This is a genomic window from Streptomyces spongiicola (genome assembly GCF_003122365.1).
GTDB classification, from domain to species: Bacteria; Actinomycetota; Actinomycetes; order Streptomycetales; family Streptomycetaceae; genus Streptomyces; species Streptomyces spongiicola.
This window is the reverse complement of sequence record NZ_CP029254.1, coordinates 6,954,202-6,967,187: the sequence shown is the minus strand read 5'-3', so window position 1 is coordinate 6,967,187 and position 12,986 is coordinate 6,954,202. Positions and strand designations below refer to the sequence as shown.

10 protein-coding genes are annotated in these 12,986 nt (G+C 73.9%); 4 read left to right on the top strand and 6 right to left on the bottom strand.

Going from position 1 to position 12,986, the window contains the following annotated elements:
• Positions 1 to 7: 7 nt before the first annotated feature.
• The 3 genes from DDQ41_RS30255 to DDQ41_RS30245 all read left to right on the top strand — a co-directional run bounded on the left by DDQ41_RS30255 (position 8) and on the right by DDQ41_RS30245 (position 4,456).
• On the top strand, positions 8 to 1,726 hold the full coding sequence (locus DDQ41_RS30255; protein ID WP_262508623.1) for an acyl-CoA synthetase: 1,719 nt from the start codon (positions 8 to 10) through the stop codon (positions 1,724 to 1,726).
• A gap of 427 nt (positions 1,727 to 2,153) precedes the next feature.
• Positions 2,154 to 3,566 carry an aminotransferase class I/II-fold pyridoxal phosphate-dependent enzyme gene (locus tag DDQ41_RS30250; protein ID WP_109297318.1) on the top strand — a complete coding sequence of 471 codons (1,413 nt, stop codon included), beginning with the start codon at positions 2,154 to 2,156 and terminating at the stop codon, positions 3,564 to 3,566.
• 83 nt (positions 3,567 to 3,649) lie between these two features.
• Entirely contained in the window at positions 3,650 to 4,456 is an 807-nt protein-coding gene (locus DDQ41_RS30245; protein WP_109297317.1) for a GNAT family N-acetyltransferase, read from the top strand.
• Positions 4,457 to 4,785: 329 nt separating this feature from the next.
• On the opposite strand, the gene DDQ41_RS30240 is transcribed toward DDQ41_RS30245, so the two are convergent.
• From DDQ41_RS30240 to DDQ41_RS30225, 4 genes are all read right to left on the bottom strand, one after another.
• The gene (locus tag DDQ41_RS30240) at positions 4,786 to 5,700 is read right to left on the bottom strand and encodes a LysR family transcriptional regulator (protein ID WP_109297316.1); all 915 of its coding nucleotides are present in this window, start codon (positions 5,698 to 5,700) and stop codon (positions 4,786 to 4,788) included.
• The gene (locus tag DDQ41_RS30235; protein WP_109297315.1) at positions 5,697 to 6,896 is read right to left on the bottom strand and encodes a glycine C-acetyltransferase; all 1,200 of its coding nucleotides are present in this window, start codon (positions 6,894 to 6,896) and stop codon (positions 5,697 to 5,699) included. Before DDQ41_RS30235 ends, DDQ41_RS30240 begins: the two co-directional genes overlap by 4 nt.
• Before the next feature lie 90 nt (positions 6,897 to 6,986).
• Positions 6,987 to 8,015 (bottom strand): L-threonine 3-dehydrogenase, encoded by a 1,029-nt coding sequence (tdh, locus tag DDQ41_RS30230; RefSeq protein WP_109297314.1) that lies wholly within the window; start codon positions 8,013 to 8,015, stop codon positions 6,987 to 6,989.
• A gap of 131 nt (positions 8,016 to 8,146) precedes the next feature.
• Positions 8,147 to 9,025, bottom strand: coding sequence for an alpha/beta fold hydrolase (locus tag DDQ41_RS30225; RefSeq protein ID WP_109297313.1), 879 nt, complete (start codon positions 9,023 to 9,025; stop codon positions 8,147 to 8,149).
• A 429-nt stretch (positions 9,026 to 9,454) separates the two neighbouring features.
• Between DDQ41_RS30225 and DDQ41_RS31515 the strand changes: the two genes are divergently transcribed.
• Positions 9,455 to 9,637, top strand: a complete 183-nt coding sequence (locus tag DDQ41_RS31515) for a hypothetical protein (protein WP_147317672.1) — start codon at positions 9,455 to 9,457, stop codon at positions 9,635 to 9,637.
• A gap of 438 nt (positions 9,638 to 10,075) precedes the next feature.
• Here the strand turns inward: DDQ41_RS31515 and DDQ41_RS30220 are convergent, their stop codons facing one another.
• Together DDQ41_RS30220 and DDQ41_RS30215 are read right to left on the bottom strand one after the other, a co-directional pair.
• Positions 10,076 to 11,716, bottom strand: coding sequence for an acyl-CoA synthetase (locus DDQ41_RS30220; protein ID WP_262508622.1), 1,641 nt, complete (start codon positions 11,714 to 11,716; stop codon positions 10,076 to 10,078).
• Positions 11,713 to 12,822, bottom strand: a complete 1,110-nt coding sequence (locus DDQ41_RS30215) for an NAD(P)H-dependent flavin oxidoreductase (protein ID WP_109297311.1) — start codon at positions 12,820 to 12,822, stop codon at positions 11,713 to 11,715. Before DDQ41_RS30215 ends, DDQ41_RS30220 begins: the two co-directional genes overlap by 4 nt.
• Positions 12,823 to 12,986 lie beyond the last annotated feature (164 nt).

Below are 12,986 nucleotides of genomic sequence, written 5' to 3'. Positions count from 1 at the left end.
AGGAGCGGTGGAGTACAACCTTGCCGACCTTTTCGAGTCTGTCGTCGACGTGGTTCCCGACCGCGAGGCGCTCCGCTACGTCGACCATCCCGGCACGGGCGCGCGGCGGATGCTCAGCTACGCGCAGCTCGACGCGGCCGCGAACCGTGTCGCCCACCATCTCGCCGGCGCGGGGCTGAAGCCCGGGGAACACCTCGGGCTGCACCTCTACAACGGCGTCGAGTACCTGCAAACGCTGCTCGGCTGCCTCAAGGCGCGCATCGTCCCGGTCAATGTGAACTACCGCTATGTGGAGGACGAGCTGGTCTACCTCTTCCGCGACGCCGACCTCGCGGCCCTGGTCTTCGACGCCGAGTTCACCGGCCGGGTGGCGGCCGCGCTGCCGCGGACCGAGAAGCTGCGGCACCTCGTGCGCGTCGGTGAACCGGAGCGGGACGCACCGGCGCTGGACTGCACGGCGTTCAGGGCCGCCGAGGAATCCGGCTCGCCGGAGCGCGGCTTCGGCGAGCGGTCGGCGGACGACCGGTTCATCATCTACACCGGCGGTACGACCGGGATGCCCAAGGGGGTGCTGTGGCGCCAGGAGGACCTCTTCTTCGCCGGACTCGGCGGCGGCGCTCCCACCGGTGAGCCGGTGCGGCGGCCCGAGGAACTGGCGGAGCGGGTCGCGGCGGGCGGCGGCGGCCTCACCTTCTTCCCCACTCCCCCGCTGATGCACGGCACCTCGACACTCACCGCGTTCATCGGCTTCGGATTCGGCCAGCGGGTGGTGCTGCACCGCAAGTACGTGCCCGAGGAGGTACTGCGCACGATCGAGCGGGAGCGGGTCACGTCCGTGTCGCTGGTGGGAGACGCGATGCTGCGCCCGCTGGTCGACGCGCTGAACGGCCCGCTGAAGGGAACGGACCTGTCGTCGCTGTTCAGCGTGTCGTCGTCCGGTGCGGTCATGTCCGAGACCGTGCGGGAGCAGTTCAGGACGCTGGCTCCGCATGTGATGCTGCTGGACAACTTCGGCTCGTCGGAGTCCGGCTTCAACGGCACCGCCACGGAGGACTCCGGTCCGGGCAGGGGGATGCGGCTGCGGGTCAACCACCGCACACGGGTGGTCGACCCGGTCACACACGAGCCGGTCGAGCCCGGCCGGCCCGGCCGCATCGCCCAGCGCGGCCATGTGCCGCTCGGCTACTACAACGACCCGGCCAAGACCGGCGAGACCTTCTTCCGCAGGGGAGGCGAGCGCTGGGTGCTGCTCGGCGACATGGCCACGGTGGACGGGGAAGGGGTCGTCACGGTGCTCGGCCGGGGGTCCCAGTGCATCAACACCGGTGGGGAGAAGGTCTATCCGGAAGAGGTCGAGCAGGCGCTCAAGGCCCATCCGGACGTCTACGACGCGCTGGTCGCCGGGGTACCCGACGCGAGGTGGGGCAACCATGTGGCCGCGGTCGTGCAGTTGCGCCCGGGGGCGGCCGCGCTGGACCTGGAGTCCGTCCAGGCGCACTGCCGCGGCCGGCTGGCGGGGTACAAGATCCCTCGGCAGCTCGTCCTCGCACCGGTCATCCGGCGCTCGCCGAGCGGCAAGGCCGACTACCGCTGGGCACGAGAGGTCGCCTCGGCTGCCACCGGGACGGCCACCGCCACCGGGACCGGGACCGGGACCGGGACCCGCACCGGCAGCGGCAGCGGCAGCGGCAGCGGCAGCGGCAGCGGCAGCGGCAGCGAGGCGTAGTGAACCCGGCGGACACCGGGTGGCCGTCTCGGCCCCCGGCGGCACCGGGGCGAAGCAGACCGAGCGGGCACCGCGGAAGGTTCCCGCCTGGCGGCCGGACGACCCGGCGGCCGAGGGCGACCAACGCCCGCCCGGCGCCGGACGGCGGACGGCGGGACGGCGGGACGGCCGGACGGCCGGACGGCGGGACGGCGGGACGGCCGGACGGCCGGACGGCGGGACGGCCCGACGGCAGACGGCGGGACCGGAAGTCACCGGTCGGAGGCGGCAGTCGGCACGTCACCGGCCGGAGGCGAACCGCCCCCGGCCCGTCCCGGGAGACGCCCGCCCCGTCCCGTGGGCCCTGTGGCTCGATCCCGTTGAGCACGGCCGATCACTCGTACGTAATCCCCGGCAGGGAGCACCAAGCCACCTCCGGAGGACCCCCATGGCCGAAGCCGGCAGCAATGTCACCGAGCTCTTCCGCGCGTCCACGGCACACAGCCCGTCGTACGCCGCGCTGAGCCGGGCCACCGGCGACCACCAGCCGATCACCGACTTCTGTATCCCGTGCAACCCGTACTTCCCCCCACCGGAGATGTTCGACGAACTGGGAGACCGGCTGCGGGACATCCTCACCTACTACCCCAGCAGCGCGGACACCATCACCGCGGAGCTGTGCTCCGTGCTGGGTCTCAACCCGCAGACCGTGGCCATGGGCAACGGCTCCACCGAACTGATCACCTGGATCGACCATCTGCTGGTGCGCGAGTCGCTGGCCGTGCCGGTGCCGACCTTCGGCCGGTGGACGGACCAGCCGATGGAGACGGGCAAGCGGGTCGACATGTTCCCGCTGCCCGAGCCCAGCGGATTCGCGCTCGACCCGGCGTCGTTCGTCGACTTCATCCGCGCGCGCGGCTCCCGGACCGCCGTCATCTGCAATCCGAACAACCCTGACGGCGGTCTGCTGCCGCGGCACGGCGTCCTCGCTCTGCTCGACCAGCTCCAGGACCTGGACCTGGTGGTCGTGGACGAGTCGTTCCTGGAGTTCGCCGACGCCGAGACGGACTCCAGCGTCGTCGCCGACGCGGTGCTGCGGCCCAACACCGTGGTGCTGAGGAGCCTGGGCAAGAACTTCGGGCTTCACGGGGTGCGCTTCGGCTACCTCGTGGCCAACCCTGGCCTCGCGGGCCGGGTGCGGGCGGCGCTGCCGAAGTGGAACCTCAACTCCTTCGCCGAAACGGTGGTGTTCATGCTCAAGGAGTACCGGATGGAGTACGCGCACAGCCTGCGGCTGGTGCAGCGCGACCGCCAGGAGATGATCTGGCACCTGAGCCGGCTGCCCGGGCTCACCGTGTACCCGTCCCAGGGCAACTTCGTGTACGTACGGCTCCCGGAGGGCGCCGACGGCGCCCTGCTGAGGAACCGGATGCTGGAGGAGCACGGCGTACTGGTGCGGGAGTGCGGCAACAAGATAGGCAGCTCCAGCAGCTTCCTTCGCCTCGTGGTGCGGCCGAAGGCGGATGTGCAGCGGCTGGTGGCCGGGCTGGAACGGACCCTGTACGCGGCGGCCGCGGCACCCTCGGTACCCGCGGTACCGGGGACGCCCGCGATACCCGCCGCGCCCGGAGTACCGGGGATGCACGGCATGCACGCGATGCACGCGATGCACGGGACGCAGGGGGCATCCGGCACGGCACTGCCTCCCGGCCAGCACCTGGTACCCGCCGTTCAGTCTCCCGGCCCCATGCCCATGCCCGTGCACGTGCCCGCCCGCCCCGGACCGGCGCACACACCGGCGCACGCACTGCCCTACGCCTCCGGCACGGCCGCGGTGGACCGGCTGGTGCAGGGGGCCTGAGTCCGCCGCGGCCGCCGGTCGCCGTCGACCGCCCCGGCACAAATCCCGTTGCCGCTACGGTCCGCCGGTGCTGCACTGGCCGGATGGAACAGCATGGCGAGATCCTCGCGCGGTACGACCGGCAGATGCGGCGGGGCGCGGTGGCGGACGGGCCGGGCGCTCGAATCGAGCACGTTGCCGGGGTCGTCCGGCAGACCGCGGGGCACCAGGGCGGCTGGGACGGGGTCGTCTGGTCGGACCTGGACGCGGCGACGGCGGACGGGGCCGTCGCCGCGCAGGTGCGCCACTTCGCCTCCCTCGGCCGGGAGTTCGAGTGGAAGCTCTACGGGCACGACCGGCCGGGCGACCTGGCGGACCGGCTGCTCGCCGCCGGGTTCGAACCGGAGCCCACCGAGACGCTGATGGTGGCCTCGGTCGACGCACTGCGGGACCTGCGGGTGGAACTCCCCGCCGACGTGGAACTCCGCGAGGTGACGGACCCCGACGGGGTGGACCTCGCCGCACGCGCCTACGAGCGGGCGTTCGCCCGCGACGGCTCCTGGTTGCGGGACTACCTGCTGACGCAGCTGGCGCCGGCTCCGCGGACGGCGGTGGCCGTGGTGGCGACCGCGGGCGGGGAACCGGTGGGGTCCTCGCGGCTGGAGTCGGCACCCGGCCGGGACTTCGCGGGCCTCTGGGGCGGCGGCACGGCACCCCAGTGGCGCGGTCGCGGTCTGTACCGGGCCTCGGTGGCCCTCCGCGCGAGGCTCGCCGCGGAGCGGGGCCACCGTTTCCTCCAGGTGGACGCGCTGCCGTCGAGCCGGCCGATCCTGGAGCGGCTGGGGTTCACCGCGCTGACCACGACCACGCCGTTCCTGTACCGGCCGGGGCGGCCCGCCCGGGTTCGTTGACCGCCTCGCGGCGGCCACCGCGCGCCCGTCAGCCGGTGGTCAGCCCCGCCGCCACGTGCCCCGGGGCGGCCGCCCCGCGTGCCCGCCGGCCGGGTGACACCGGCCCGGGTGACGCCGGCCCGGGCGACACCGGCCCGGGCGACACCGGCCCAGGTGAGGCCGGCCCGGGGTTGCGGCGGTGACGGTGGGTCGTCCCGCGGCGCCCGCCGGCCGGCCTCTGCTCCTCGGGGGTGGGTGGTGTGCGGTTGGGCCCGCCCCCGTACGCGCCCGTCAGCCGGGTGCAGATCCCGCTCCGGGTACCTCGTACGCGGGACCGCCTGCCGCGCCCTTCAGCCGATGGTCAGCCCCGCCGCCGCCCCGGACAGGGCCTTGAGGACGGGGCTGAGCAGCGGATGGCTCTCCGACCCGCGCCGGACCGCCGCGAAGACGCGCCGGGTGGCGGCGGGGCCCGCGACCGGGAGGACGACCGTGTCCTTCAGCTCCATGCCGCGCAGCGCCGACCGGGGTACGAGGGCCACTCCGGCGCCCGCCCCGGCCAGGGCCACCACGGCCCGGAAGTCGTCGGAGGAATGCGTGAGACGGGGCTGGAAACCGGCGAGTTCGCAGGCCAGGAGCATGACGTCGTGGCAGGGGTTGCCGGGGTAGGGGCCGATCCAGTCGCTGTCGGCGAGGGCCGCCAGCTCCACCCCGCCGCCGTCCGCGAGGGGGTGGCCGCAGTGCAGCACCGCGTCGAAGGGTTCCGCGTACAGCGGGACCCGGGCGAGGCGGAGGTCGTCCTCGCGCGGGGCGCCCCGGTACTCCACGGCCAGGGCCAGATCGGCCTCCCCGTCGAGCACCATCGGCAGGCTCTCGTCGCCCTCCGCGTCACGGACGCGCACCCGGATACCGGGATGGTCGAGGGCGAGCCGTCCGAGCGCCGGGGCGAGCACCTCCGCGATCCCGGTGGCGAAGGAGGCCGCCGTGACCTCGCCCGCCGCGCCGCCCGCGTACGCGGCGAGTTCCGCCTCCGCCCGTTCCAGCTGGGAGAGGACCTCGTGGGCGTGGCCGAGCAGGATCTCACCGGCCGCGGTCGGCGTCACGCCCCGGCCGCTGCGGATGAGCAGGGTGTGGCCGGTCTCCTGCTCCAGCGCGGCGAGCTGCTGGGAGACGGCCGAGGGGGTCAGATACAGCGCCGCGGCCGCGGCGGTCACCGTACGGTGGTCCGCCACGGCGCGCAGAATGCGGAGCCTGCGAGGATCGATCACCCTGCCATTGTCGCCCGGGCGTCCGCGAACGCCGCCACGGCCCGCTCCACGTCCTCGGTGGAGTGCGCTGCGGAGAGCTGGACCCTGATGCGGGCCCGGCCCATGGGGACGACCGGGTAGGAGAAGCCGATCACGTAGACCCCGCGCTCCAGCAGCAGCTCCGCCATGCGGCCCGCCTCGGCGGCGTCGCCGATCATGACGGGGGCGATCGCGTGGTCGCCGGGGAGGATCTCGAAGCCCTCCTCGGCCATCCGGCGGCGGAAGAGCGCGGTGTTCGCGGCGAGCTTCCCGCGCAGGTCGCCCGCCGACTCCAGCAGGTCGAGGACCTTGAGCGAGGCGGCGGCGATCACCGGGGCGAGGGAGTTGGAGAAGAGGTAGGGGCGGGAGCGCTGGCGCAGCAGTTCGACGATCTCGGCACGGGCCGCGACATAGCCTCCGGAGGCGCCGCCGAGGGCCTTGCCGAGGGTTCCGGTGATGATGTCGACGCGGTCCATGACGCCGTGCAGTTCGGGGGTGCCGCGGCCGCCGGGACCGACGAAGCCGACGGCGTGCGAGTCGTCGACCATGACCATGGCGTCGTAGCGGTCGGCCAGGTCGCAGATCTCGGGCAGCGGCGCCACGTATCCGTCCATGGAGAACACGCCGTCGGTGACGATCAGCCTGCGGCGGGCTCCGCCCTCGGTGGCCTCCTTGAGGCGGGCCTCCAGCTCGGCCATGTCGCGGTTGGCGTAGCGGAAGCGGGCGGCCTTGGACAGGCGGATGCCGTCGATGATGCTGGCGTGGTTGAGGGCGTCTGAGATCACGGCGTCCTCGGGGCCGAGGAGGGTCTCGAAGACACCGCCGTTGGCGTCGAAGCAGGAGGAGTAGAGGATCGTGTCCTCCTGGCCGAGGAACGCGGACAGGCGGCTCTCGAGTTCCTTGTGGACCTCCTGGGTTCCGCAGATGAAGCGGACGGAGGCCATGCCGTAGCCCCAGCGGTCGAGGGCTTCCCTGGCGGCGGCGACGACCTCGGGGTGGTCGGCGAGCCCGAGGTAGTTGTTGGCGCAGAAGTTGAGCACCTCACCGGGGGCGCCGCCGGCGGTGACGGCCACCGAGGCCGACTGGGGGGTGCCGATGACCCGCTCGGGCTTGTGGAGGCCGGCGGCGCGGATCTCGTCGAGGGTGGCGCGGAGGTCGTCGCGCACGGAGGCGTACATGCGGGGTGCTCCCTTGGGATGTGGCTGCGGGCTGCGGGCTGCTGGTGCGATGGGCGCTGCGGGGACCCGCCGCGCGCCGGGTCGAGAGGGTCAGGCGGTCCAGTCGAGAATGATCTTGCCGCTGCGGGCGGTGGCGGCCTCGTCGAAGGCGGCGTCGAAGTCCCGGTAGCCGTAGCTGCCGGTGATCACCGGGCTGAGGTCGAGCCCGCCCTCCAGGAGCACCGTCATCGCGTACCAGGTCTCGAACATCTCGCGGCCGTAGATGCCCTTGATCGTGATCATCGAGGTGACGATCCGCGACCAGTCGACGGCGAACCCCTCCGCCGGCAGGCCCAGCATCGCGATCCGGCCGCCGTGCGTCATGTTGTCGATCATGTCGCGTACGGCCTCGGGGCGGCCGGACATCTCCAGGCCGACGTCGAAGCCCTCCCTGAGACCGAGCGTGCGCTGGGCCTCGGCGATGCCGGACTCCGCGACGTTGACGGTGAGCGTGGCTCCGGCCTTGCGGGCCAGCTCCAGCCGCGGCTCGCTCACATCGGTGACCACGACGTTGCGGGCGCCCGCGTGGCGGGCGACGGCCGCCGCCATGACGCCGATCGGGCCGGCCCCGGTGATCAGGACGTCCTCGCCGACGAGCGGGAACGACAGGGCGGTGTGCACCGCGTTGCCGAAGGGGTCGAAGATCGCGGCGATGTCCAGGTCGACCCGGGTGCGGTGCACCCAGACGTTCGACGCGGGCAGGCAGACGTACTCGGCGAACGCGCCGTCGCGGCCCACGCCCAGCCCGACCGTGCTGCGGCAGAGATGGCGGCGGCCGGCGAGGCAGTTCCGGCACTTCCCGCAGACCAGGTGGCCCTCGCCGCTGACCAGGTCGCCGACGGCGATGTCCGCGACGTCGGCACCGACGGCGGCGACCTCTCCGACGAACTCGTGGCCGGCCACGAGCGGGGTGGAGATCGCCTGCTGCGCCCAGCCGTCCCAGGAGCGGATGTGGAGGTCGGTCCCGCAGATGCCGGTGCGCAGGACCTTGATCAGCACATCGCCGGGGCCGTACTCGGGCTCGGGGACGTCCATGAGCCACAGCCCGGGCTGGGCGTACTGCTTGACGAGTGCCTTCATGGGTGCGGCTCCAGGCGGGGCGAGGGGGGTGACCAGGCATGACGTCCCGGCGTGGGGTGATGTGCACCAATCTGCCGAGCGTCCGGCGTTCAGTCCATCGAGATCTTCTTAAGCGGGCCGACAGCGGAGCTTCACGGCGGGCGTCCCCCGGTCTCCGGGAAGTCGGTCCCGGCCCCCGGGAAGTCGGCCACGGTGCGGCGGAAGGCGGCGGGGTCGTCCAGCCACGGGTAGTGGCCGGCGCCGGACTGCACGGCCGCCCCGCCGTGCGGGAACACGGCGGCGATCTCGCGCGCGCGGGCGGGGGTGGGAGCGCCGTCGTACTCGCCGGCGATCACGAGGACGGGCGCTTCCAGCGCGGCGAGCGCCCTGCGCGTGGCGTCCGGGTCGAACGCGCCGTCGGCGTGGTAGCCGCCGCGCGCGTGCGGGTTGGTCTGGTGTGCGTCGTCCGCGGCGTGCTTCCGGGCGGCGGCGTCCCAGCGGCCGTACATGAAGGGCACGACGTCCGGCCAGAGGTCGTCGGGTTCCGCCCCGCCGAGTAGCGCCTCCCAGGCCGCGCGGCCGGCCTCGTACCAGGGCTCGCCGCGGCGCAGTGCGACCGCGCCCCGCCGGTCCTCCCGGGTGGCGGCGATCCCGAGGGCGCGGGCGCCGGGGGTGACGAGGACGAGGGACTTCACCCGTGCGGGGTACGCCGCCGCGTACAGGAGGGCGAGGTTGGCTCCCGCCGAGTGGGCGAGGACGTCGGCGCGGTCGAACCCGCAGTGCTCGCGCAGCGCCTCGACGTCGTCGACCAGCCGGTCGCAGCGGTACGTGCCCTCGTCGTCGGGGACCGCGGAGTCGCCGGTGCCGCGCAGGTCGAGCCGGATGAGCCGGCGGTCCGCGGTCAGCCCGCCGAGATCACCGAGGTACGCAGAGGCGCGCATGGGGCCGCCGGGGAGGCAGAGCAGCGGCTCGCCCTCGCCCTCGGTGTGGTAGGCGAGCGCCGTGCCGTCGTGCGCGGGGAAGGTCGGCATACGGTGATCCTCGCCGGGCTGCGTCGATCCCGCCAACGGGTCGGGCGCCCGCCGGAGGCGCCGCGCGGCCGGCCGTCCGGGTGCCGGTGCCCTGACGCCCGGACGGGTGGCGGGCGTCCGGATGCCGGTGCCTTGACGCCCGGACCGGTGACGTGGATCCGGGGCGCCCGGACCGAACGCTCCGCCGGCCGGCTCGCGATGCCCCGCGGCGGTGCCGGGGTGCCGGCCCGTCGTCCCGCGGTACCGGCCCGTCGTCCCGGGGCGCCGGACCGTCGTCCCGGGGCGCCGGACCGCGCCGTTGTCCCCGAGCGGGCCCGGGAAGCGGTCGGGCGGCTTCGACGGGCCGGTTTCGGGACGGCGCCGCGGACCGACTAAGCTCGGCAGCCGCCTCCGGTACCGGAGGCGGAACTCGTATGGGGAAAGGGCTGGTTGGCTGTGTGGCAGGAGGCGCCGATCTACGACCGGCTCGTCACCGAACGCGGTGATGTGCCCGCCCAGGTGCGCCAGGAGGCCGAGCAGACCCTGCGCGGTCTGGAGCAGCTGATCCGGCCGAAAGCGGCGTCGGCCGGTACGTACACCCAGCAGGCGCAGCAGTTCCCGCCCGGCCGGTAGGCGCGCACCGCCGGGTCGCGGGTCCCCCACCCGGCCCCACCCGTCTCCACCCGGCCGCGGCCGACCGGGCCCGGTCGGCGCTGAGGACCCGGCCCGGTCGGCACGGCGGACCCGGTGCGCGGGGGGGGGCGTTTCGCCGCCGCACGCGTCGTCAGGGGCTGAAGGACGGCAGGGCGCGGAGGGGAGGGGAAGTGGAGGCTGAAGGCGGCCGGCAGCACCCGGCTGACGAGGCCGGCCGCTCCGCGCACCCGCGGGGAGCGGACCACCGAGGTGACCACCAGCACGCGCGGGATGGGCCGCTCCGCGCACCCGCGGGGAGCGGCGCCCTGGAGCAGGGCGGCCCGGCCGGGGACCAGGGCCAGGGCGCTGAACACGGCGGTGAGCGCGGGCAGCACCGGGCAGCCGCGCCGGCTCCGGCTCACCGGCTCCGGCTCGCCGTCACACCGGGCGGTCGCGTCCCTCCCAGTACGGGTCCCGCAGGCGGCGCTTGTAGAGCTTGCCGTTGGGGTCGCGTGGCATGGCGTCTACGAAGTCCACGCTTCTGGGGCGTTTGTAGCCGGCGAGGTGGTGCTCGCAGTGGGTGAGGATGGCTGTGGAGAGGCCGGGTCCTGGGGCATGGCCCTCGGCCGGCTCGACGACGGCCTTGACCTCCTCGCCCCAGTCGGCGTGCGGGATGCCGAACACGGCGGCGTCGGCGACGGCGGGGTGGCCGAGCAGCACGGACTCGATCTCGGCGGGATAGATGTTGACGCCGCCCGAGATGATCATGTCGATCCTGCGGTCGCGGAGGAAGAGGTAGCCGTCCTCGTCGAGCAGGCCGAGGTCGCCGACCGTGAAGAAGTCGCCGATGCGGTTGCCGCGGGTCTTGGCCTCGTCCCTGTGGTAGCTGAAGCCGCCGGTCGACATCTTCATGTAGACGGTGCCGACCTCACCGGGCGGCAGCCGGTTGCCGTCGTCGTCGAAGACGGCGAGTTCGCTGATGGGCCAGGCCCGGCCGACCGTGCCCGGCTTCTTCAGCCAGTCCTCGGCCGTGGCGAAGGCGCCTCCGCCCTCGCTGGCCGCGTAGTACTCCTCGACGCAGTGCCCCCACCATTCGATCATCGCCCGCTTCACCCGGCCGGGGCAGGGCGCGGCGCTGTGGACGGCGTGCCGCATGGAGCTGACGTCGTATCGGGCCCGTACCTCCTCGGGCAGCGCGAGCAGCCGGTGGAACTGGGTGGGGACCATATGGGTGTGGGTGCAGGCGTGGGTGTCGACGAGCCGCAGCATCTCCTCGGGCGTCCACTTGTCCATCAGCACCAGCCGGTGGCCGAGGTGCAGTGACGCTCCCGCGAACTGGAGCACGGCGGTGTGGTACATCGGCGAGCACACCAGGTGGACGTTGCCGTCGAAGGGCCTGATGCCGAAGATGCCGAGGAACCCGCCCAGATGCGTCTCCTCCGGCGGCGTCCCGGGCAGGGGGCGGCGGACGCCCCGGGGCCGGCCGGTGGTGCCGGAGGTGTAGTTCATGACCCAGCCGAGGGTGCGGTCCGCGGGCGGTGCCGCGGGCTGCCCGTCGAGGAGTGCGGCGTACGGCCGGAAGCCGTCCACCCCGCCCACGGCGTAGCGCCGGTTCGCCGGCAGACCCGCCTCGTCGGCGGCCGCGGCCGCGGCCGCACCGAAGCGTGCGTGCGCGATGAGCACCTCGGCTCCGGAGTCGGCGACGATCCAGGCGGCCTCCGGGCCGGTGAGATGGTGGTTGACGGGGACGAGGTAGAAGCCGGCCTGGGTGGCGGCGAGGTAGGCGGTGAGGAACTCGACGCCGTTGGGGAGGACGACGGCGAAGGCGTCGCCCCGTCGCAGCCCCGCGGCGCGCAGCCCGTGCACGAGGCGGTTGGCGTCGCCGTGCAGCCGTCCGGCGGTCCACTCCTCGCCGCCGGGTGCGATCAGCACCGTCCGTGCCGGATCGGCGGTGGCCTGTGCCCAGAAGCCCCCGGGGGAGTCCGGCCGCGGGGGTCCAGAGTCCGCACGGGGGGCTCCCGAGTCCGCACGGGGGGCTCCCGAGTCCGCACGGGGGGCTCCCGAATCCCGCTCACTCATGATCCGCTCCTTCCGGCGATGCGCTGGACCCGGTCGACGGCGCGCTCGAAGCCGCGGGTGAGATCGTCGAAGACCTGCCGGACACTCCGCTCCGAGGTCATCCGGCCGACGATCTGGCCCACCGGGGTGCCGAGGAGCGGTTCGGTCTCCCATTTCTGGATGCGGGAGACGGCCTCGGCGACGAGGAGCCCCTGGAGGGGCATGGGCAGGGCGCCGGGTCCGCCGGGGTCGTCCCATGCGTCGGTGAACGCGGTGCGGAGCTGGCGGGCGGGCTTGCCGGTGAGGGCGCGGGAGCGGACGGTGTCGCCCGAGCCCGCGGCGAGCAGCTTCGCCGTGAGGGCGCGGGAGTGCAGGTCGGCCTCGGTGGTGGTGAGCCAGATCGAGCCGAGCCAGACGCCCTGGGCACCCAGGGCCAGTCCGGCGGCGATCTGCTCGCCGCTGCCGATGCCTCCGGCGGCGAGCACCGGCAGCGGGCGGACGGCGTCGACGACCTCCGGAGTGAGCACCATGGAGGCGATCTCGCCGGTGTGGCCGCCCGCCTCGTAGCCCTGGGCGACGACGACGTCGATGCCGGCCTCGGCGTGGCGGCGGGCGTGCGCCGCGCTGCCCGCGAGCGCGGCGACGAGCACCCCGCGGTCGCGGGCCCGGGCGACGACGTCGGGCGGCGGGGAGCCGAGGGCGTTGGCGAGGAGACGGATCGGGTAGTCGAACGCGACGTCGAGCTGGCTGCGGGCGACGTGCTCCAGCCAGCCGGTGATCCGCCAGCCGGACGCCTCACCCGCGGGCAGCGGGGGTACGCCGTGTGCGGTGAGCAGCTCCTCGACGAACCGGCGGTGCCCGTCGGGGATCATGGCTTCGACTTCTGCCTCGGTGGCGCCTTCGGCTCGCCCGGCCGGCATGACGACGTCGAGTCCGTACGGCCTGCCGCCGGTGTGCTCCTGCATCCAGTCGAGGTCCCGGGCGAGGTCGCCGGGCGCGGTGTAGCGGACCGCTCCCAGGACGCCGAAGCCGCCGGCCCGGCTGATGGCGGCGGCGACCGCGGGGAACGGGGTGAAGCCGAAGATGGCGTGCTCGACTCCCAGTCTCTTGCTCAGCTCCGTCTCCATGGGCGCAGGATGCCGCAGCGGAACGGCCGAGGGAAGAGATTTTCTGATGCTGCGTCAGATTCTTTGCGGGCCGGTCGGCTTCGCCGCCGGCCTTGACGCCCCCCGGGCCCGGTAAGAAGGTTCCACGTGTTGCACGGCCGCCCGAAGGATTCCTTCAGGGAGGG